20 protein-coding genes are annotated in these 21,547 nt (G+C 51.3%); 13 read left to right on the top strand and 7 right to left on the bottom strand.

All coding sequences use genetic code 11. From position 1 onward, the window contains the following. Positions 1 to 297: 297 nt before the first annotated feature. The gene (locus ACQY8X_RS04765) at positions 298 to 540 is read left to right on the top strand and encodes a glutaredoxin family protein (protein WP_428034002.1); all 243 of its coding nucleotides are present in this window, start codon (positions 298 to 300) and stop codon (positions 538 to 540) included. Here ACQY8X_RS04765 and ACQY8X_RS04760 read toward each other — a convergent pair. Further along, entirely contained in the window at positions 537 to 1,367 is an 831-nt protein-coding gene (locus ACQY8X_RS04760) for a TatD family hydrolase (RefSeq protein ID WP_428034001.1), read from the bottom strand. The genes ACQY8X_RS04765 and ACQY8X_RS04760 overlap by 4 nt on opposite strands. Next, positions 1,367 to 3,430 carry a transglycosylase SLT domain-containing protein gene (locus tag ACQY8X_RS04755; protein ID WP_428034000.1) on the bottom strand — a complete coding sequence of 688 codons (2,064 nt, stop codon included), beginning with the start codon at positions 3,428 to 3,430 and terminating at the stop codon, positions 1,367 to 1,369. Before ACQY8X_RS04755 ends, ACQY8X_RS04760 begins: the two co-directional genes overlap by 1 nt. 211 nt (positions 3,431 to 3,641) lie before the next feature. Between ACQY8X_RS04755 and ACQY8X_RS04750 the strand changes: the two genes are divergently transcribed. Then, entirely contained in the window at positions 3,642 to 5,528 is a 1,887-nt protein-coding gene (locus ACQY8X_RS04750) for an ATP-binding cassette domain-containing protein (RefSeq protein WP_428033999.1), read from the top strand. Positions 5,529 to 5,585: 57 nt separating this feature from the next. On the opposite strand, the gene ACQY8X_RS04745 is transcribed toward ACQY8X_RS04750, so the two are convergent. Then, on the bottom strand, positions 5,586 to 6,026 hold the full coding sequence (locus ACQY8X_RS04745) for a universal stress protein (protein WP_428033998.1): 441 nt from the start codon (positions 6,024 to 6,026) through the stop codon (positions 5,586 to 5,588). 95 nt (positions 6,027 to 6,121) lie between these two features. On the opposite strand from ACQY8X_RS04745, the gene ACQY8X_RS04740 reads away from it, so the two are divergent. Continuing rightward, on the top strand, positions 6,122 to 6,628 hold the full coding sequence (locus tag ACQY8X_RS04740; protein WP_428033997.1) for a hypothetical protein: 507 nt from the start codon (positions 6,122 to 6,124) through the stop codon (positions 6,626 to 6,628). 9 nt (positions 6,629 to 6,637) lie between these two features. After that, positions 6,638 to 6,865 (top strand): DUF1653 domain-containing protein, encoded by a 228-nt coding sequence (locus ACQY8X_RS04735; RefSeq protein ID WP_428033996.1) that lies wholly within the window; start codon positions 6,638 to 6,640, stop codon positions 6,863 to 6,865. Here the strand turns inward: ACQY8X_RS04735 and ACQY8X_RS04730 are convergent. Beyond that, positions 6,862 to 7,593, bottom strand: coding sequence for a DNA topoisomerase I (locus tag ACQY8X_RS04730; RefSeq protein ID WP_428033995.1), 732 nt, complete (start codon positions 7,591 to 7,593; stop codon positions 6,862 to 6,864). The genes ACQY8X_RS04735 and ACQY8X_RS04730 overlap by 4 nt on opposite strands. A gap of 204 nt (positions 7,594 to 7,797) precedes the next feature. Here ACQY8X_RS04730 and topA point away from each other — a divergent pair, with 204 nt between their 5' ends. The 3 genes from topA to ACQY8X_RS04715 all read left to right on the top strand — a co-directional run bounded on the left by topA (position 7,798) and on the right by ACQY8X_RS04715 (position 11,400). Continuing rightward, positions 7,798 to 10,452 (top strand): type I DNA topoisomerase, encoded by a 2,655-nt coding sequence (gene topA / locus ACQY8X_RS04725; protein ID WP_428033994.1) that lies wholly within the window; start codon positions 7,798 to 7,800, stop codon positions 10,450 to 10,452. A 13-nt stretch (positions 10,453 to 10,465) separates the two neighbouring features. Next, entirely contained in the window at positions 10,466 to 10,990 is a 525-nt protein-coding gene (locus ACQY8X_RS04720) for a DUF6586 family protein (protein WP_428033993.1), read from the top strand. Positions 10,991 to 11,127: 137 nt separating this feature from the next. Next, complete coding sequence (locus ACQY8X_RS04715) at positions 11,128 to 11,400, top strand: hypothetical protein (RefSeq protein ID WP_428033992.1); 273 nt, start codon at positions 11,128 to 11,130, stop codon at positions 11,398 to 11,400. A gap of 181 nt (positions 11,401 to 11,581) precedes the next feature. Here the strand turns inward: ACQY8X_RS04715 and ACQY8X_RS04710 are convergent, their stop codons facing one another. Then, positions 11,582 to 11,935, bottom strand: coding sequence for a cell division inhibitor SulA (locus ACQY8X_RS04710; RefSeq protein ID WP_428033991.1), 354 nt, complete (start codon positions 11,933 to 11,935; stop codon positions 11,582 to 11,584). Positions 11,936 to 12,042: 107 nt separating this feature from the next. Further along, a complete protein-coding gene (lexA, locus tag ACQY8X_RS04705; protein WP_428033990.1) occupies positions 12,043 to 12,645 on the bottom strand; it encodes a transcriptional repressor LexA in 603 nt (200 codons plus the stop codon). 129 nt (positions 12,646 to 12,774) lie between these two features. Here lexA and dinG point away from each other — a divergent pair, with 129 nt between their 5' ends. The 6 genes from dinG (at position 12,775) to sixA (ending at position 19,721) form a co-directional block, all read left to right on the top strand. Further along, entirely contained in the window at positions 12,775 to 14,895 is a 2,121-nt protein-coding gene (gene dinG, locus ACQY8X_RS04700) for an ATP-dependent DNA helicase DinG (protein WP_428033989.1), read from the top strand. 29 nt (positions 14,896 to 14,924) lie between these two features. Next, positions 14,925 to 16,349 carry an ATP-dependent RNA helicase RhlB gene (gene rhlB / locus ACQY8X_RS04695; RefSeq protein ID WP_428033988.1) on the top strand — a complete coding sequence of 475 codons (1,425 nt, stop codon included), beginning with the start codon at positions 14,925 to 14,927 and terminating at the stop codon, positions 16,347 to 16,349. Between the two features lie 21 nt (positions 16,350 to 16,370). Beyond that, on the top strand, positions 16,371 to 17,810 hold the full coding sequence (locus tag ACQY8X_RS04690; protein ID WP_428033987.1) for a protein adenylyltransferase SelO: 1,440 nt from the start codon (positions 16,371 to 16,373) through the stop codon (positions 17,808 to 17,810). A 98-nt stretch (positions 17,811 to 17,908) separates the two neighbouring features. After that, complete coding sequence (locus tag ACQY8X_RS04685; RefSeq protein WP_428033986.1) at positions 17,909 to 18,136, top strand: hypothetical protein; 228 nt, start codon at positions 17,909 to 17,911, stop codon at positions 18,134 to 18,136. A 104-nt stretch (positions 18,137 to 18,240) separates the two neighbouring features. Next, positions 18,241 to 19,269, top strand: a complete 1,029-nt coding sequence (locus tag ACQY8X_RS04680; RefSeq protein ID WP_428033985.1) for an NAD(P)H-dependent glycerol-3-phosphate dehydrogenase — start codon at positions 18,241 to 18,243, stop codon at positions 19,267 to 19,269. Continuing rightward, positions 19,269 to 19,721: a phosphohistidine phosphatase SixA gene (sixA, locus tag ACQY8X_RS04675; protein WP_428033984.1), complete on the top strand. Its 453-nt coding sequence runs from the start codon at positions 19,269 to 19,271 to the stop codon at positions 19,719 to 19,721. Before ACQY8X_RS04680 ends, sixA begins: the two co-directional genes overlap by 1 nt. On the opposite strand, the gene ACQY8X_RS04670 is transcribed toward sixA, so the two are convergent. Next, positions 19,663 to 21,525, bottom strand: a complete 1,863-nt coding sequence (locus ACQY8X_RS04670; RefSeq protein ID WP_428033983.1) for a Wzy polymerase domain-containing protein — start codon at positions 21,523 to 21,525, stop codon at positions 19,663 to 19,665. The genes sixA and ACQY8X_RS04670 overlap by 59 nt on opposite strands. Positions 21,526 to 21,547 lie beyond the last annotated feature (22 nt).

Below are 21,547 nucleotides of genomic sequence, written 5' to 3'. Positions count from 1 at the left end.
AGCAAGTCTCAATTGCACTAGTTTTGCACTACTTTAGTCAGGTTTAGCGGGTTTCAGGTTAGTGTTGGCCGCAACGGTAACATCGTTATGTTGCAGTATTTTGTCACTGCTCAAAATCGCCTGAACTCAGAGGCCGGTTATCTTGTTGCGAATTCAGACGCACCTCCCGGGTTTCTCGGTTGCGGTGAGGGCGGGCACCGGCGTAATCCGGAGTTTCGCTAAGTACGGGGGTAAATAGGGTATAATCGTTTTTTCAGATTGAGAATGTGTAATTCGCTATTGCGATAAGGAGGCTTAATGCGTCAGCTTCTGCTTATGAGCAGTGTCGGCTGTCATCTGTGTGACATGGCTGTTGAGGTGCTTATTGGTAGTCTCGATCCACATCAGCATCAGTTAGATGAGGTTGATATCGCTTATGATGATCAATTAATGGAGCGGTATGCACTGCTGATTCCGGTGCTGGTGGATGAGGTCAGTGGGGCAGAATTACGCTGGCCATTCGACCCTGAGACCGTCGGCCGTTTTGTCGCAGAGCTTTAACCCTGTCGCTGGTTAAAACGGAACAGCCGTTGGCAGTTTTCTTCGGTCTGCCGGGCTAGCACCTGTGGATCATCGTTGCGCGCCAGTGCCGCCTGTTCAAGTATGTGTGGAAGATAGCGCGGAAGGTTGCGACGACTTTTCGGCTTAGGCCTCAGGGTGCGGGGTAGCAGGTAGGGGGCATCTGTTTCCAGCAACAGACGGTTAGCCGGAATCTCTTTTAGCAGCTTAAAAAGCTCTGTGCCTCTGCGTTCATCACAGATCCAGCCGGTGATACCGATATAGAGGTCGAGATCAAGATAGTTGTACAGCTCTTCGCGGGTGCCGGTAAAACAATGCGCGACGCCACCGTTAAACTCCCCTTTGACAGAGCGCAGCATCTCAATCTGCTGTGTATGCGCATCCCGTTCATGCAGAAACAGTGGTAGCTGCGAGTCAGATGCCAGCTCAAGCTGTTGCTCAAATGCCCATATCTGTTGTTCGGGGGTAGAAAAGTTGCGGTTAAAATCCAGCCCTGTTTCCCCGACAGCACAAACCTCTGGGCATTTAAGTAAAGCGGCCAGTGTATTGCGCATGGCAGGGGTAAACTCTTTGCTGTAGTGGGGGTGAACTCCGACGGTGCAAAACAGCTGATGGGGGTATTGCTGGCAAAGGCTGATCGCCTGTTGGCTTTCTGCGGCGTTGGTTCCGGTGACCAGCATCCGCGTAACCCCTGCAGCGGCAGCGTTCTGTATAACCGCCTGGCGATCTGAATCAAACGCGCTGTCAGTCAGGTTAATACCGATATCTGTCAGCGAGTAACGCTGGCTATTGATAACCGCTTCTGTCATTACTGGGTTGTTTTGTGATTAAGGCGGATATAATCCCGCAACTGTTCTGCCTGAGTTGCCCCGGTAGAGTTTTGCAGGGCCAGGCGAAACGCTGTTTCTCCTTCCAGAATATGTGAAGGCTGTCCTGCCAGCGTGCGATAAACTGCATGGTAGGCCATTACGTTCATGACATAGCGACGGGTTTCGTTAAAGGGAATGGTTTCTATCCAGATATCGACTGGCAGTTCTCCCCGTTGCTTCAGCCACTGCTTCACCCGGTGTGGGCCAGCGTTGTAGGCGGCTGTTGCGTAGATCTGGTTGTTGTTGAACTGCTCCTGCATCTCAGCCAGATACGCTACACCCAGATTGATATTGGTTTTCGGGAGGTAGAGGTCACTGGTGTCCTTGTAAGGGATAGCGTTATGTTTTGCCGTTAACTGAGCAGTCTTTGGCATCAGTTGCATCAGTCCCCGGGCACCGACATGAGAGCGTGCCCGGGGTTGATAGGCGCTTTCCTGGCGTGCAATCGCCCGGGCCCAGTTGGTGTCTATGTTGTATTTGCCTGCCAGTTCAGAGAAGATTTCTGAGTAGGGCATGGGGAAGCGTAACGCTATATCATCCCAGTATTTTGCCTTGGCAACGCCGATAATAGCCATATTGTGCCAGCCCCAGCGATGCAGCACGGTGGCGGCAATACGAAGCTGCTCAGCATCAAAATCCCGGGTTAACTGGTTCCATTCGCGCCGCGCCAGATAGCGCTCATCCAGCTGATAAAGTTCATGCATCCGGATCATAGCCGGACTATTGGCAAGCAGTATCACGTCCTGTTCAGCTACCTTATTTTGTTCTGGATTCAGGCGAAAGCCCGTTTGCAGGGTGCGTGCGGCCAGCAGACCATAATAGCTTCGCTGTGTGCTGAGATTGACAAAAGCATCGGAATAGGCGGGTTTCAGTCCCTCTATATGGCTTGCCGATAAAGCTTTCCAATAGATCCAGCGTTCATCCTGCTGAGTTTCAGCGGGCAGTTGATTGATGAGCTGGTGAACCTTTTTCCAGTTGAGACTGGTCAGCGCAAGCATGATGCGGCGCTCCTGAATCTCTTCATCAACAGGGGTGTTCAGCTGTTTTAGCAGTGTGTCGGTTTGCTTATCCGGCAAGTTGGCGACACGGCGGGCAAGTGTTCGGTTAAGCTTTTGCGCATCGTCCGGGTTAAATGTTAGCTTCGAACGGATCTTAAGCCATGTCTGAGCCGCCGCCTGGGGGCTTTTTCGCGAAAGACGGTCGATGCCATAAAGGTAGGTCGATTGACTGGCGATGTTATCACCTGGCAGATACTTAGAATTCTGAGCCAGAGAGGGATTTTTGCTCACCTCGAAGAAGCGTTCAGTCGCACGCTTCTGCTGCTTATCTTTTATGTAACGTGTCAGATAGTGTGCCAGCTTGAGATTGTTGTTATCCACTGCTTTCCAGAAGCGCTGGTAAGCAAGCTTACTGGAGGGAGCATGATATTTGCCTATCCAGTGGTCAAAAACAGGATCACAGGCATTCGAAATAGAGTGACCCACACTCCATAAGCGGTCTATCCCCTTGACGGCAAGGCGGGACTGTCCGGTTTGCAACAGGGCGTTTCGATAGTGACACTCATATTGTTCACTGTTAACGCCAGCAGCCTCATAGGCTGTAATGTAGTGCTTCCAGCGCTGGTTGGATGCCAGATAATCGAGCCATTTTTGCTGTAGTGGATACACTGTAGGCAGGGTTTGGTACTGTTCGGCGTACAGATCTATGTGATGCTGAGTAACGCTGTCGAAGTTGTGTTCTAACTCTTGTTGTTCCAGATAGGGATATAAAGGGTAGGAGGTTAACCCGGATTTAAACTGATAAAACTGTTCGAGGTCATCATCCTTCAGCGCTTTAAGGGCCTGCTCATAGTGCAGACGTGGCGCAGCCGTGCGATCTGCAACAGCGGTTGTCACTATCGCTGAGTCTGCCATCGCAGTGTTGAGTGTGCCCATGAAACCTGTACAGAGAAAAAAACTGCAAAGAATCCGGGGGAGTTGGGTCGAACTCAGTTTATAAAGCATATATCCCTATTTCAGTAGTCACTGTTATCCAATCATAGCGGCAATGGTGCCGAAAATTCGAGCGAAATTTCTACCGATTTGGGTAAATATGCCGGGTTATCGATATATCTTTATGATCTTTAAAGGGAACTGTAAATATATTTTCTTTGCGTAACACCGCCCGATGGTTTTTCTGTAGAATATGCGGCCAACGTTTTTAGTGGATTTAAGCATGGCTCTGATCAGACTTGATAAGGTCTCCGTCGCATTTGGCGATAAACAACTGCTCGATCACGTCGACTTTCAGCTGGATAAAGGTGAAAGGGTCGCTTTGGTGGGGATTAATGGCGCGGGTAAGTCTACCCTGTTGAAAGTACTGGCACGCCATCAGGCAACTGATGATGGTGATATTTGGCAAGATGGTGGCGCGCGGGTCGCTGAGCTTTCGCAGATGTTACCTGCTGCTGACGATCGCAAAGTCAGGGATGTGGTAGCCTCCGGTTGTGCTGAAACTGTTGATCTGCTGAACCGCTATGAAGCGCTTGCCATGAGTCATAGTGATACCGATATGGCTGAGCTGGAACGGTTGCAGCACCGGATAGAGCTGGTTGATGGCTGGCATTTAGAACAGAAAATCCAGCAGGTACTTGAGCGTCTGGAGCTGGATGGTGAGCAGCTGATGTCTGCTCTGTCTGGTGGCTGGAGGCGACGGGCGGCTTTGGGGGCAGCGCTGGTTCAGTCCCCGGATATCCTGTTGCTGGACGAGCCGACCAACCATCTGGACATCGAAACCATTGAGTGGTTAGAAAAGCAGATTATGGAGTTTCGCGGTGGCGTACTGTTTATCTCTCACGACCGCTCGCTGGTTGAGCGGCTGGCCACCCGCATCGTCGAGCTTGATCGTGGTCATCTGACCTCTTTTCCGGGTAACTACTCTGCGTATCTGACGCAGAAAGAGAAGTTGTTGGAAGAGGAGGAGCGCCATAATGCCCTGTTTGACAAGCGTCTGGCTGAAGAAGAGAAGTGGATTCGTCAGGGGATTAAGGCCCGCAGAACCCGTAATGAGGGTCGGGTGAGGGCACTGAAAGATTTGCGGGTTGAACGTTCGCAACGTCGGGAGCTGCAGGGTAAGGCAAAGTTTCAGGTTGAACAGGCTGATCGCTCTGGCAAGATCGTGATCGAACTGGAAAATGTGAGTCATGGCTATAACGCAAAGGCGGTGATCAGTGAGCTGACACTGTCGGTACAACGGGGCGATCGTATCGGTTTGATTGGTCCTAATGGCGTCGGTAAAAGTACGCTGTTAAAAGTGCTGTTAGGGCAGCTGAAACCTGATCAGGGTGAGGTTAAACTCGGTACTAGTCTTAATATCGCGTATTTTGATCAGTTGCGGGGTAGCCTGAACCCAGAGAAAACGATTATTGATAATATCTCTGAAGGTCGGGAAAGCATCGTTATCAATGGTAAATCACGTCATATTATCAGCTATCTGAGTGACTTCCTGTTCTCTCCTGAGCGGGCTCGTACACCGGTTAAAGCGTTATCTGGTGGCGAATGTAACCGTGTTATGCTGGCTAAGCTGTTTAGTCAGCCGTCAAATCTGCTGGTGCTGGATGAGCCAACCAACGACCTTGATATCGAGACGTTGGAGCTGCTGGAAGAGATCCTGTTGGAGTATAAGGGAACCCTGTTACTGGTCAGTCATGACCGGGCGTTTCTGGATAATGTGGTGACCTCTACTCTGGTTTTTGAAGGGGAGGGCCGGATTCAGGAGTATGTTGGTGGCTACCAGGACTGGCTGCGCCAGCGGCCCCAGATTGCAGCGATGAGCACCCCCAAAACAGCTGCTAAACCTGCGGCGGCTCCGCTTGAAACAGCAAAGGCGGAACCCCCGAAGAAAAAGCTCAGTTATAAGCTGCAACGGGAGCTGGATCTCTTGCCGGGGCAGTTAGAGCAACTGGAAGCTGAGATTGAGCAGTTACATGCTGAAACCGGTGCGGCTGATTTTTATGCCGGGGATCGCGATCATGTTTCTGCCAGGCTGGCTGCGCTGCAGACTAAGGAGACCGAGCTTGAAGCGCTGATGGAGCGCTGGGTGGAATTAGAGGCGATGATCTAAGGCTAACGGGCATTCAGAAGAATGCCCGTGTGCTGTATCTGAGGCAGAGGTGAGCCTTTATGCCTCGGCTTTGACTCTGATCGCCAGAACGTCGCATTTAGCGCCGTGGAGAATGCCGTTTGCTGTTGATCCCAGTAGCAGTGCCAGGCCGTGACGGCCATGGCTGCCAACCATGATCAGGTCGCAGCCCTGTTCCTCTGCGACCCGATGGATCTCTGTCTCAGTATGGCCGGAGACGACATGGCACTGTTTTACCTGATAATCCAGTTGTTTGCAGTAACGGGTCATTTTGTTCTGCGCGTGTTCATCCAATTGTGCCTGAATGGTTGTCAGATCCATGGGAACATCACCACCATAAGCAAAACTCAGGGGCTCTATAACGTGAATCAGTGACAACTCTGCGTTGGTGCATTCAGCCAGTTGTTTTACTTTGCCGATTAGTTGATCAGATTCCTCTGATAGATCGGTGGCCACTAAAATGTGTTTGTATAGGGACATGGGAATATCTCCTTTTGATTCCTAGTTATGAGAGTAGCATACACCCGCCGGTTTTGAATCTGACCGGAGTCAATTTGGGTAGTCGAGGATAGTATATGAAGTGGGCTATTATTGTTCTTATTATGATGTCTTTGTTGGGCTCGATGATGTGGGTGATGCCCAGTCCCCGACAACGGTTTTTAGCAAAGCTAAGGCAGCAGGCTTCCCGCCAGGGATTTCAGGTGCAGATAGTCCGGCTAACACCGCCCCGAGCCGCCGGACAGGTTAAGCCTGAGGTGTTGACGGCGACTGCGTATCGGTTACCGCGTTATAACCTGGAAAAAAAGCATCGGGAAAATTTTAATGAGTGGCAGGTTTTTCGCCAGACAGCGGTTGCTGATGAGGGATTGCCAGAGGGGTGGTGCTGGGGTATCGGCGAGCGTAGTCTTAATGCGGCGCAACTGGGCATGCTGAATGATTTGATTGCGCAGCTGCCAGAGGGTGTTTCATCTGTTGAGTCGACGCCCGTCCATATCTCTCTGTATTGGAATGAAAAGGGTGATGAGATGATACTGGAGCAGTTCAAAACACTGCTTAAGCCCTTTATTGATGAACAGTTCTAGAGGCAGGTTATGACACTCAAAAGCGGTTTCTACCGGCACTATAAAGGCGCTGAATATGAGGTGCTTCACCTGGCCCGGCACTCAGAAACGGAAGAGTGGCTGGTGGTTTATCGCCCTTGTTATGGTGATCGGGCGATCTGGGTTCGTCCTCTGCTGATGTTCACAGAACAGGTGGCGACTGCTGATGGGGCGATGGTGCCGCGATTTGAATTTCTTCGCGCCAGCGACAACCTCTAGTTGTGCTCCTCTTTGCCTTCTTTCTGAGTCAGCTGATCCAGTGATGCTGCCAGGTTTCCCGTCGCCATGGCGCTGCTGGGGCGTGCCTTGTTGAGTAGCTCTCTGATTTTGTCGATATAGTCCTGTTTCTGCTTTTGTGGCACGTTGGCCCTGGCAATCATCGCTTTAGCATGTTTGTAGTGGGACATCGCAATCAGCTTGTCATCCCGGTCGAGATAGTAATTGCCCTGATTTATGTGCGCATCGACAAAGACGCACACGTGCAGCCAGTAAAGATCATGTTGAAACTGCTTGGCCCGGGATACACTGAGTTTGCCAAGCTGAGCCATTTCAATACAGAGTTTTTCTGCGTACTGGATGTGAATTTGAGCTTTTTTCAGAGCCCGGTCATTATTAAATCCACCAGGTACCGCGATGACCCTGTCGGCGCTCTCTTTCTGTGCGCTGATATCCTGCAGCAGGTCGGAGTCCGGTGCAAGTGTCGAAATCTCTTCGATCATGCTGACGATATAGCCACTTAGCGCGTCGGAAATTTCAGAACGACAGTTTGCCTCCTTCAGGACGGCAAGGGTTTCCAGTGCTTCTCCAGACTTCTGGTTCAGCTCTCTTAATCGCTTGGAACGGTACTCCTGCTGCTGCTCTCTGGTAGAAAAAAAATTGTTGACCAGTAGTGCAATGAGACCGATGGCAATTAAAGAAAAAAGAAAAATCAGGTTGTCTTGCAACATATTCTCAGGTAGTTGTAATTAAGTAACAGGCTGATATTGGCGGCAGCATACTGTATTTAAGCTACCAGAAACATCCCTTTATTAGCCAATACTCTTGATCAATTAGCGTGTTTTTTTTGGCAGAAGCTTGACCCTGCTGGTTACAGCCCTTATATATGCACGCTGTTTTGTATTGTCACCTTGTCCTTTAAGGATTGTATTTATATGGGAAAGTCCCTAGTTATTGTTGAGTCACCTGCAAAAGCGAAGACCATAAACAAGTATCTGGGTAACCAGTTTGTGGTTAAGTCGAGTGTGGGCCACATTCGTGATCTGCCCACCAGTGGTTCAGGTAATGGGACCGGCTCCGACCCTAAAGAGCGTGCACGGCAGGCGGCTCTGACGCGAAAAATGTCACCGGAAGAGAAGGCCCGCCACCAGGCTGAAAAGAGTAAAAAACAGCTGATTGCCCGGATGGGTGTTGATCCTGAGCATGACTGGGATGCCCGCTATGAAATTTTGCCAGGCAAAGAGAAAGTCGTCGATGAATTAAGACGCTTGGCAAAAGATGCTGACACTATCTATCTCGCTACCGATTTGGACCGCGAAGGGGAGGCGATTGCCTGGCACCTGCGGGAAGCGATCGGCGGGGAAGACTCCCGTTATAAGCGGGTGGTATTTAATGAGATTACCAAGAAAGCGATTCAGGAGGCATTTAAACAGCCTGGAGAGCTGGATCTGAACCGGGTTAATGCCCAGCAGGCGCGGCGGTTTCTCGACCGTGTTGTCGGGTATATGGTCTCACCTCTGCTGTGGGCTAAAGTGGCCCGCGGATTATCTGCCGGGCGGGTGCAGTCGGTTGCTGTGCGCTTATTGGTAGAGCGGGAGAAAGAGATTCGCAGTTTTATTCCTGAAGAGTTCTGGGAGCTGCATGCGGATGTTGAGTCTGATAAAAAGGAGTCGTTACGTCTTCAGGTTGATAAATACCGGGATCAGACCTTTCGTCCGGTTACCGGAAAAGAGACTGAGGCCCACCTTGAGCAGCTGAAGCAACAGGCGTTCAGAGTCACAAATCGTCAGGACCGGCCAACCAGTAGCCGACCGTCTGCCCCCTTTATCACCTCAACCTTGCAGCAGGCTGCCAGTACACGTCTGGGGTTCGGGGTAAAGAAAACCATGATGATGGCGCAGCGACTCTATGAAGCGGGTTACATCACTTACATGCGTACCGACTCAACCAACCTGAGTGGGGAGGCGGTGACTGCGTGCCGGGAGTTCATCAGTGCTAATTTTGGCAGTAAGTATCTGCCGGAACAGCCAAACTCCTACAGCAGCAAAGAGGGGGCACAGGAGGCTCACGAGGCGATTCGTCCATCCGACGTCACCATAGAGGCGACTGCACTGAATGCAATGGAGCGCGACGCTGAGAGGTTGTACGAGCTGATCCGGCGTCAGTTTCTTGCCTGTCAGATGACTCCGGCGCTGTACACCAGCACCCGGATTACCGTCACTGCCGGTGAGTTTGAGCTGCGTACCAAAGGCCGGATTCTCCGTTTTGATGGCTATACCCGGGTGATGAATCATCAGGGTAAAAATGAAGATATTATTCTGCCTGATGTACAGCAGGGCGATCTGTTGCAGCTGCAGCACCTGGATCCAAAACAGCACTTTACCAAGCCTGCTCCCCGTTATACCGAAGCGAGCCTGGTAAAAGAGCTTGAAAAGCGCGGTATCGGCCGGCCATCAACCTATGCATCGATCATCTCTACTATTCAGGATCGGGGCTATGTTGAGGTTCAGAACCGTCGCTTCTATGCCCAGAAAATGGGCGATATCGTCACAGAAAGGCTGGTGGAGAATTTTTCCGACCTGATGGATTTTAGTTTTACCGCGCGGATGGAGGAGTCTCTGGATGACATCGCCACCGGAACGACAGAGTGGAAAGCTCTGCTAAATCAGTTTTACAAAGGGTTTAGCAGCCGGCTACTGGAAGCGCAGGACCCGGACACCGGTATGCGGCTGAATGCGCCGACTGAAACAGATATTGCCTGTCCAAGTTGTGGCCGGATGATGATGATTCGGACCGGTACCACCGGGGTTTTCCTGGGGTGCTCCGGCTATGCATTACCGCCTAAAGAGCGCTGTAAAACCACCATGAATCTGGTGCACGGCGATGAAGTGGTGAGTGTCGATGGCGATGAAGAGGAAGAGTCCCGGATTCTGCGCAGCAAGCATCGCTGTAAAATCTGTGATACCGCTATGGACAGTTATCTGATTGATGAGCAACGCAAGCTGCATATCTGTGGTAACAACCCTGATTGTTCCGGCTTCGAAGTTGAAAAAGGCTCCTTTAAGATCAAGGGATATGATGGTCCCGTGCTTGAGTGTGACAAGTGTGGTTCTGAGATGCAGCTGAAGACCGGCCGTTTTGGTAAGTTTTTTGGTTGTACCAATGAAAGCTGCAAAAACACGCGTAAATTATTGCGAAGTGGCGAGGCTGCGCCACCGAAAATGGATCCGGTGCCGATGCCTGAGCTGCAGTGCGATAATGTTGATGACACCTTCATTCTGCGGGATGGGGCTTCCGGTTTGTTCCTGGCCGCAAGTCAGTTCCCGCGTAAGCGTGAAACCAGGGCGCCTAAGGTTATCGAACTGTTAGCACATCAGGATGAGATCGATCCTAAGTACAGCTTCCTCTTCAGTGCTCCAGTGGAGGATGATGAGGGTAATCCCGCTATTGTTCGTTACAGTCGTAAAACAAAAGAGCAATACGTGATGACCGAAGTTGATGGTAAAGCAACCGGATGGCGGGCGTTTTATACTGGTAGTAAATGGGTAGTGGAAGCTGCCAAAGCGAAGAAAGCAGCGACTACAAAGTGAGTGGAGGCCTAGTATGAGCGGAGTATACCTGACCCGTACCAACCAGAAACTGAACTTTACCCGCATCCATCTGGATGCGCTTAAAGTGGCTCAGGAGTCGACTGGCTGGAGTAAGCACGCTCTGATCGAGTCCTATAACGAGTCTGTATTATTCCATATGGTCTCTGCATACAGTTCTTTGTTGAGAGAGATTGCTGAGCAGTACCGGTTTGATGCTAACCGGATCAGCAAACTGAGCCAGCTTGTTGAGCAGATGGAAGCGCAGGGCCTGGAAGCACCTGAAGTCATTGAGTTGCAGCAGTTGCATCATGATTCTGGCAGCTGGTTGCATCAGCTGCTGGCTGCCTACAAGGCCTGTTGGCGAGCTGAAGATCATAGGGCGTCTGCGGCGCAGACCCAGAGTGTATCAGAGATACATGTTATGCAGATTAATCCCGATCATGCTGAAGATGCCGATATTCTCAAAGAATATCAAAGTTGGTTTAATCAGTTTAAACTGCTGATAGAGCGTCTTCGTGCGGGGATGCAGGAATGGTAAACTCTGCAAGTAACGTTTTCAGCCTGCACATGCGGGTGTGTGTCTGGGTAGACTTGGTATAAGGGTTTGACAGAACTTTTTATCGAGTTGTTTCACAGTGTTTTTCAGACCCCGGTATTACCTGGATTGAGAAGAATATGTCAGATATGTTTTTAGAAATTATTGAGCTGGACGACGGACAGATCGCACTGAGAAGAGCTGATTCTGAAGATGAGCCTATCATGCGGATCAGCTTCTCTGAGAGTGTCAGGGAACAGCTTGAAGAGGAGTGTATTGATGTGGCTAAGGTGATGCTTACCGCAGGGATACATATGATCTCAGATCTGAATGTCAAAGCCGCTGCTGCTACGGATAACCTGGACAATGAGTTTGGTGATGATTCAGACTACCAGTCGCGAGTGATTCACTAACGCTTATCTGGCAAACGGATGTGTGGCATTCGTTGCTCAGCGACGGTTTTAACATCAGCTGGAACGAAACAAAAAACAGCGCCGAAGCGCTGTTTTTTTGTTTAATTTGCTCAGATGAAAGAAAACGGCACTGTGCGGATATTTTCTTCAACTGTGTTGTTCTGAAGGGCTCTCTTAGCTCTTAGCAGAGTCGGCGGTCACGGATAACAATACCGTGGCTTTTGCCGTTAGCGGCGGCATCCTCTAACCCGGCGAGCTCTTCATTGCTTAACACGCCAGGCCAGCTAATAACCGCATGGCAGGTGCCTGCTTTGAGTGCCTGGCAAGCCAGTTGATAGGTTGAGTGAGTCTGATCGGGCTGCAGTAGCATAACTTTTTTCAGATCGATCCCTGCTGCCACGAGTAAGCTTTTTGGCAGCGAGGTTGGCGGCGCGATCCAGGCAAACCAGCGATCATCTTTACTCAGTTGTGCAAGTAGCGGCAGTAGCATGGTCATTTCCCCAAAATCACTGCCCTGCAAAACTATTTCGGTCACTTTGCCGGCAAGTCCTGATTGATGTGGTTGTGCTGTTACTGTCGGACGAATAAGTCCTGGCAGAACGGGTTCTGAGCTGTTGAAATTGCTGACTGCGTGCAACATGATTACTGTCCTCTTCTGATAACCCCGACACCGAGGCCTTCAATTGAGAGTTCCTGCGTTTGCAGGTCGACCACAATAGGCTCGAACTCTTCATTTTCTGCGATCAGGTATACAAGGTTACCTTCACGTTTAAAGCGTTTTACGGTGACATCGTTGTCGAGTCTTGCGACGACGATCTCTCCGTTCTTGGCACTCTGGCACTGGTGAACAGCCAGTAAATCGCCATCCATAATGCCGATGTTTTTCATACTGGTACCGCGCACCCGCAGCAGATAGTCGGCCGGTGGGTGGAAAAAATCAGACGCGATGGTAATGCGGTCTTCTACATTTTCCTGAGCCAGAATCGGCTCACCAGCTGCCACCTGTCCCACTATTGGCAGGCCTTGCTCATCGTCGAATCCGGGGATACGGATGCCACGTGATGTACCGGGAATCATCTCAATGGCACCTTTACGGGCCAGTGCTTTGAGGTGTTCTTCCGCAGCATTGGCTGATTTAAAACCCAGCTCCTTAGCGATGTCCGCTCGGGTTGGCGGATAACCGGTGGTGGTGATGCATTTTTTTATGCACTCAAGTACATCTGTTTGGCGTTGTGTCAGTTTCATGATGAACTCTGTTTTTTTATCCAGTAGCTGTAACTATATACAGTATTATTTGTTTGTAAACATTTTTCTGTCTATTTATCCAGTATTATTGCTAGAATGTGCGTGGTTACAGTGTATTAGGGCGGTCAGGTGCTTTCAGAAGAGATAAAAAAAGAGATACAGGGAGCATACCGGCGTTTTTTAGAAAGCCGACAGCTGAAGCCTCGCATGGGTCAGAAACAGATGATTGCAGAGGTTGCTAAGGTACTCGGCGCAATTCTCCAGGACGAAAAGTCGCACCGACTCGGTGAAAATCATGTCAGCGTGATTGAAGCGGGCACCGGTACCGGTAAAACCATCGGCTATCTGCTTGCCGTGCTGCCGATTGCTAAGGCGAAAGGCAAAAAAGTGGTGCTTTCAACGGCGACCGTGGCGTTGCAGGAACAGCTGTTGAATAAAGACCTTCCCGAGGTGGCTGAACATGCTGGCTTGCCCATCACTTTTGGCCTTGCCAAAGGACGTGGCCGTTATTTCTGTATTAGCAAAGCTGAACAGCATCTGGATGCCCATGGTGCAACAGGTCAGCAAGCACTTTATGAAGATGAGCTGTCGCTACGGCTGGACAGTGATACCGTTGAGTTCTATAAGAGCCTGCTGAATGAGTTTGCCTCCGGGCGCTGGGATGGTGACCGGGATAATCTGACTCAGGATATCAGTGATCAGGACTGGAGTCCGCTGACCAGTGATCATCTGCAGTGTACTAACCGGCGCTGTAGTAATTTTTCTGCCTGCAGCTTTTTCAAAGCGCGTAAAGACCTTGATCAGGTTGAATGTGTTATTGCGAACCATGATATTGTTCTCGCTGATCTTGCCCTGGGGGGCGGGGCGATCCTGCCAGACCCTGCTGAGACCATTTATATTTTCGATGAAGGCCACCACCTGTCTGATAAAGCCAGTGGGCATTTCTCGTTTAATCTTCGGTTGAAATCGACCGAACGCTGGCTTTCCGGGACCATCAAACAGCTGGATAAGATGCTGGAGCAGACGGGCACGCCGCAGCTGATGAGTGATTATGTGCAGCAGCAGCGAAAACCCGGCGAAGATCTACAGGTGGTATTGAATAACTGGGCTGAGCTGATTCGGCCGATTTTGCTGGATGATTCTTTTAAGCGCCCGAAAGAACGGTTCCGTTACACCGGCGGGGTAGTTCCGGATGAGGTTAAGCAGTTTGGTCTGCAGGTAGAGCATCTCGGTGCACGGATGGCTGCGAAGATGGAGATGATTCTGGATCTTCTGAAGGAGTCACTTGATGGTGAGGGAGGGATTGATCGTCAGGCGGCAGAAATCTGGTATCCCCGTGTGGGTATGATGGTAGCCCGGCTGCAGAACATCACCGGTCTGGGCCGTGCGATGGGGCATCCAGATGCTGAGAATACCACCCCGACAGCCCGCTGGATCAGCCTTGCTGAAACGGCTCAGGGGTATGACTTTGAGTGCAGCAGTGCCCCGGTTTCTGCGGCTGAGATGTTGCGCATGAACCTTTGGCAACACTGTTATGCTGCCGTAGTTACCTCGGCAACACTGACTGCGCTGGGGCGTTTTGACCGCTTACTCGCCGATCTGGGATTGCCTGCTGATACCCCCTGTTTCAGTCTTCCCAGCCCATTCGACCACTATCATTCGGCCGAGCTCTATGTTCCGCCGATGAAAGTTGAGGCGAATGATCCGGAACTGCACACACAGGCGGTAGCTGATTACCTCAATGCAGAGTTAAAAACCGATACCGGTACCCTGGTGTTGTTCAGTTCATGGCGGCAGATGCGATCAGTGCTTGCCAGTCTCGACGAAAAGCTCAACAATAGGGTGCTGTCGCAGGGCGATTTCAGTAAAAACGAGATTCTGAAACGTCATAAGAGCGAAATTGACGAGGGGCGGGGAAGTATTATCTTTGGCCTTGCTTCGTTTACTGAAGGGGTAGACCTTCCCGGTGACTATCTCACCGAAGTGATAATTACCAAAATTCCCTTCAGTGTGCCGGATGATCCGGTGGATGCCACCATGGCTGAGTGGATTGAACAGCAGGGTGGCAACTCTTTTATGGAATGGTCGGTGCCGATGGCATCGGTGCGATTAACCCAGGCCGCTGGACGGCTGCTGCGAACCGAGCAGGACAGGGGAAGAATCGTGCTGCTGGACCGGCGTGTTGTAACCCGGCGATATGGCCGGCAACTGCTGGACTCTCTGCCACCATTCAGAAGAAATATTAGCTAACTGTTCGCATCAGCGGATAAGGTATAACTTTGTTAAAGAAACTATTCAAACGTTCAGACGATTCAGCGGCTCAGGCCAGTCAGGTAGCTGTTGCGGCGCCGACCACCAACAACCCAGCGGAAGCTAGCCCCAAGTCAGATACTCGCCGTGGCACCAAAGGGGCTAAACGACGCTCTCCCAACCCTGCGGATAGTGATGTAAGGTCTGAAAAGGCTACATCTCAAGCGAAACCCAAGCCTAAGCCGGTTAAACCGTGGCGTCGGGAGGATTTTGCCGTAGAGCCTGTTGAAGGTAAAAAACGCTTTCATGATTTTGATCTGCCCGATGATGTGATGCACGCTATTGCCGATCTTAACTTCAAATATTGCTCTGATATTCAGGCGGCGACTCTGACTGAGTCACTCGAAGGGCGGGATATGATCGGTAAGGCGCAGACCGGCACCGGAAAAACCGCCGCTTTTCTGATCAGCATCATCACCGATCTGCTTGATTTCCCCCTGGAGTATAAACCCGCCAGAGGGGTGCCCCGTGCGTTGATCATTGCGCCAACCCGGGAACTGGCATTGCAGATCGCATCGGATGCAGAAGAGCTGGGTAAATATGCCAATATTGGCGTTGTCGCGCTGGTGGGGGGGATGGACTACGATAAGCAGCGTAAGCAGCTGGCGGCTCGTCCGGTTGACATTCTGGTGGCTACCCCCGGGCGTTTGATCGATTTTGTGCGCTCCTCCGATGTCGATCTGGGCGATGTTGAGGTGCTGGTGCTGGATGAAGCAGACCGGATGCTGAGTATGGGATTTATTCCCGATGTGCGCACGATTATCCGGCATACGCCACGTAAAGGGGATCGTCAGACTCTGCTTTACAGTGCGACGTTTACCGATGACGTTATGGCGCTTGCCAGCCAGTGGACCGTCGATGCAAAAGTGATAGAGATCGCGCCGGAACAGAAAAGTACCGACTCGGTTGAACAGTTGGTCTATCTGGTATCCCGCAAAGACAAGTACACGCTGCTGCGTAATTTCATGCAGCTCAATCAGCTTGAGCGGGTGATAGTGTTTGGCAACCGCCGTGATGAAACCCGACGGCTGGCAGAGCGACTGCAAAAAGATGGTTTGAAAGCCTCACTGATGTCCGGAGAGATTACCCAACAGAAGCGGGTTAAAACCCTGGAAGATTTCCGCAGCGGCAAAATCAATATTCTGGTGGCCACCGATGTTGCCGGGCGGGGTATCCATGTCGATGGTGTCAGCCATGTGATTAACTATGCGCTGCCTGAAGATGCCGATGACTACGTTCACCGCATTGGTCGTACCGGACGTGCGGGATCTACCGGTACATCTATCAGTTTTGCAACTGAAGACGATTCTTTCCTGCTGCCTGAAATTGAACAGGTTGCCGGGGTAAAAATGAAGTGTGTTTACCCTGATCCTAATCTGCTGGAACCGGTATAACCGCTGCGGTGGTAATTCCTGATGAACGGGGTTGGATTAGAACTACTGCAACTGGGCAACCGTTTCGCCGAGTTGTCTGCATCGTTCTACCACCCGGTCACCCCTCAGCCACTTAAAAATCCGTTTTTGGTGGCTTTTAGTACAGATGCTGCGGCGCTGATAGGGCTTGATCCCTGTCAGGCTTCAGCGCAGCAGCTAAGTGAGTATTTCGGTGGTCACAGGTTGTTGCCTGGCAGTGAGCCACTCGCCTCGGTTTATTCGGGGCATCAGTTTGGTGGTTATAGCGCTCAGTTGGGGGATGGTCGCGCCGCACTATTGGGTGACCTTCCCGGTTCTGATGGTCAGCGCTGGGAGCTGCAGCTTAAAGGCAGTGGTAAAACCCCTTATTCAAGACATGCTGATGGTCGTGCTGCGTTGCGTTCGGTTATCCGTGAATATCTTGCCAGTGAGGCCCTTGCGGCACTTGGTGTGCCGACAACCCGGGCGTTATGTATTATTGGCAGTGAAACCCCGATCTACCGTGAATCGATAGAATCTGCAGCTACAGTGGTGCGTCTGAGTCCCAGTCATATCCGTTTTGGCCACTTTGAGTATTTCTATTACACCCGACAACCTGAACAGTTAAAGCAGCTGGCTGACTTTGTTATCGAGCATCATTACCCTCATTGCAACGAGAGTGAGAAGCCTTATCTGGCGATGTATTCTGAGGTAGTTGAGCGAACCGCGAAACTGATGGCCAGCTGGCAGGTGCTGGGCTTCTGTCATGGGGTAATGAACACCGATAATATGTCAATTCTCGGCCTGACACTGGACTATGGGCCTTTTGCCTTTCTTGATGAGTACCAGCCAGACTATATCTGTAATCGCTCTGATGAACATGGCCGCTATGCCTATCGGCAACAGCCCGCAGTGGCGATGTGGAACTGTGTCTGCCTGGCCCAAAGCCTCACCGGATTGGTCAAACAGACCGATCTGGAACAGGCGCTTAACCGTTTTGAACCGCTTTATGCGGTTGCCTATACCGAACAGATGAAGCTACGTTTGGGAATGAGCGATAAAGCCCCGCAGGACGCTGAGTTGATTGAGGCGTTTCTGCAGCTTCTGCAGCAGGCGAAGGCCGATTATAATGCAGCCTTTCTGGCACTTGAGCAGGTCGCAGATGGTGATCCCGAACCCTTTACTCTCTTGCTGGGAGATAACGAAGCGGTTGCCGACTGGCTACAGCGTTACCGGGCCCGTATCGGAGTCAATGCGACTGAGTTGATGAGTCGGCATAATCCGCGAATTATATTGCGTAACTATCTTGCTCAGCAGGTGATCGGGCGGGCAGAGCAGGGCGACTTTACTGATCTGGCTCAGTTACATGCGGCACTGCGTGAACCCTACAAAGAGCATTTAGAGATATACTCACAAGCGTCTCCGGAATGGGGTAAGAACCTGTCGCTCAGCTGTTCATCCTAAGGGGATTGATATATTGCTGCTCAAGCTGGGCTGAAGAAAACAGATAGCAACCTGCCGTTTTTTGTGATCAACGGGTGGTGACGATCAAAGAGGAACATATGGATAAGCATAAAACTGGTCGAATCAGCCAGGTTCTGGCCATTGTTGTCAGCCTGTTTTTTATTTTTATCGCGGTCAATGGTTATCAGCGAACCGGTGATGTTGCTGTGGCGATGTTGTTCGGATTATTAGCGGTGCTGGGATATTTCATTGTCAAACTGCTGTTTCTGGGGGTCAATAAACTGCTGGATTCGCTGGACGACAAACATAATCAGCGATCTGAGTAATCAGATCGGGACTACACTAAACTTTTACAGGCACTCGCTTTGGTGCGTTACCGCGGCTATAAAAGCGCTGCTCAAGTAAATCTATTATACGTAAGGAATCTCCGATGACAGACAGGGTAAAAGTTGCAGTACTGGGGGGGGGCAGTTTTGGTACTGTAATAGCGAACCTGGTTGGCACTAAGGGGGAAAAGGTTAATCTGTGGATGCGTAATGCTGAGCGGGCTGATGAGATCAACCACACCCGCGAAAATCATCGTTACCTGCCGGGTCGGCAGTTATCTGAAAATCTTATGGCGACAGCTGACCTGCAGCATGCAGTGGCGGATGCTGAGATTATCTTTGTGTCTATTCCCAGCCAGTCATTTCGTGATGTCATTCGTCAGGCAAAGCCATTTTTGCGTGCTGATCAGATTGTCGTCAGCACCACCAAAGGGATCGAGGCAAAGACCTTCAGTCTGATGAGCCAGATTCTTGCAGAAGAGTTGCCCACCAACCCCATTGGTGTTATCAGCGGACCCAATCTGGCAAAAGAGATTGCGCAGCAGCAACTGACTGCGACGGTGATAGCCAGCGCTGATGAACGGGTGCGAACCGCCGTGCAGGCGATGCTTCACTGTGCTTTTTTCCGCATCTATGCCAGTACCGATATGTATGGCGTTGAGCTTGGCGGCACCCTGAAAAATATCTACGCAATCGCCTCCGGACTGAGTGCCGCATTGGGGATGGGTGAAAATACCAAAAGTATGCTGATGACGCGGAGCCTGGCTGAGATGAGCCGCTTTGCGGTGCAGTTGGGTGCTAATCCGATGACTTTTCTTGGTTTAGCTGGAGTGGGTGATCTGATTGTGACCTGCTCATCGCCTCTGAGTCGTAACTACCGGGTCGGCTATGCGCTGGGTGAGGGGAAGACTCTGGAAGATGCTGTCGACGCTCTGGGTGAGGTTGCCGAGGGGGTAAACACCCTGCGCTACGTCAAAGAGAAAGCGGATGAACTGGAGATCTACATGCCATTAGTCAGCGGGCTATATGAGGTGGTGTTTAACCATGCACCGGTGTCTCAGGTGGCGAAGATGATGATGCTGAATACTCAGAGCAGTGATGTTGAGTTTGTTCTGCCAAGAACGGACTGCTGATGCGCTTACTATTATTACGTCATGGTGAGGCGGGCTTCAACGCGCCCAGTGACCGGCAACGCCCGCTGACCGAGAATGGCCGGTTACAGTTGCAGCAGATGCTCAGGCTTAACACCGATGTGCTGGCAGGGGCTCAACGTATCGTTCACAGCCCCTATGTTCGCACCTGTCAGACCGCTGAACTGGTTCAGCAGGTGCAGCCCGCAGCATTATTCTCTCTGGAGCTACTGACGCCGGAATCATCGCCACAACAGTTACTGGACTGGTTGGCTGAGCAGGCCGATGAGGTGTTGATACTGGTGACGCATCAGCCATTGGTCGGTTTGTTAGTCTCACTGTTATGTGAGGGTAACCTGACCCGCCCGGAACCGATGTTGCCGGGCGTCATGGCGGTTATTGAGCTGGAGTTTCCGGCGGCGGGGTTGGGGCGGTTGCAGCGGCTGCTGCGCTAGTTTCAGCGTTCCTTCCGCTCAGGGCTCCGCTAACCGCAGGACGGTCAGCCGGTTGCGGAGATACTCCTGCAGCGGCCTGTTTTATCAACCCGATACTCTCGTTCAACACGGCTATCTTAGGGTAACGGGCCTGCCCATCCTCGATGGTTTTAATCGCTTTCTGTTTCTCGCCGGTCGCCAGATACGCCCGGGACAGATCGAGATAGAGTTGTGGTATCGGGGTGTATTCAATATAGGGCACCGCCCATTGAATAAACTGTGGTGCGAACCGCCCCTGCCGGGCATTCAGTTCACGTAGTAACAGAGTGCGCATAAGGTAAAGTTCGGCGTCATCCCTGAAGAATGGATTACTGAGTGCCGGTTGCAGCAGTACTGGCTCTGTCATCCGCCCCTGTAAAAAGCGAATAATGCTGTTGTTAGCCTGCACGGTCTGCAGCATCACAGCGGTCACTCCGAGAAACAGAGCTACTGCAGCAGTGCCCGTCGTTAGCTCAGCGGAGCGACTGAGAACCAATCCCGTGGTTTTGGTGTTATGCCGCAGCACTACAAAGATAAGCACCAGCATCAGAAACCAGGGAATATTGCTGATATAGAAGGGCAGCTCTACCTGAGTATGCAAAGCGATCGGAAGCAACAGCGCAATATAGCTTAATCCACGCCGCCAGCCGCAGCTGAGGGCGGCATAAATTACTGCAATAACGGATATCAGAATGCCAACTATTGCAATCAGACCACCCTCGACCAGCCAGAGCATCAACTCATTATGGGGGTGACTCAGGCGGTCAGGAGGGAGATTGGCATTTGGAAAACGCTGCAGATAATCTACTTTCTGGTCATGCCAGACCTTCTGGAAACTGCCGATACCGTGGCCGCTGAACGGATGCTGTTTAAACACTTCAAAGGATATCTTATAGATATTGATGCGGCTGTTGGAGCCTGATTCCGCTATCCCGTTACCGCTTCGTGCAGTCAGGTCGCCCAGTTTGTCGGAGCTGCGCTGAATCCCCTGATTACCCATAAACAGAGCTGCAGCGATGCTGATGGCGACTGCTATCATCAGTGGTTTGCGTCTCAGAAAACTGCGCCAGTTACAGATGACCAATACCACTGTGCCGCCAACCGCAGACAGCAGGCCGGTTCGGGAGCCGGAAAAGGCCACAATAAAACAGCTTAGAAAGATGCTTGCCAGCAGGAGAAAAACAACCATTGGCCGGGGTTTTAAGGCCAGCGGGCGGCTCAGCAGATACAACGCAGTCATCAGCACGGTGGCCTGAAATGACGCATGAATATTGATCTGCTGGAAAATACTGTAGGGGACTCCCTTACTGGGTGTTACCAGCAGTGGCAGAATGCCGGGCCAGATAATCTGAGAGATACCGTAAAGCGCGTGCACGATACCGGAGGCCAGTATGATCAACAGCACCCGCTCGATATCCCTGGGCGAAAAGCGAAACTGAAACAGTGCGATCAGAAACAGAAAACCGCCGAAAATATAGAGCTGTCGAAACAGCCACTTTGTCGGTAGAAAATTATCCACGATAAAGCCGAGGATTATCATCCCGATGGGTAGCGCAGCCATTGCTAGCCATAGTGCTGGATAGCTGAAGTGTTTCTCTCTGAGCATCAACAGGGTGGCAGAGGATATAACCATAACTGCAGCGATCCAGACGCTGATGTTGTGTGAAATCGACATCCCTTCACCACCAAGGTTAGGCTGGAAAAACAGGGTTGCCGGTAGAAACAGAATACCCAGCAGCCACAGCCCCGTCTGTTGTGGTTTAATGCGTGATAGGGTATTCATCATCAAGGGCCTCGGGATGGGTCGG

This window comes from Amphritea sp. (genome assembly GCF_050300915.1).
Classification (GTDB): domain Bacteria; phylum Pseudomonadota; class Gammaproteobacteria; order Pseudomonadales; family Balneatricaceae; genus Amphritea.
Note: the sequence above shows the minus strand (reverse complement) of the source record. Positions and strands in the feature narration are given on the sequence as shown.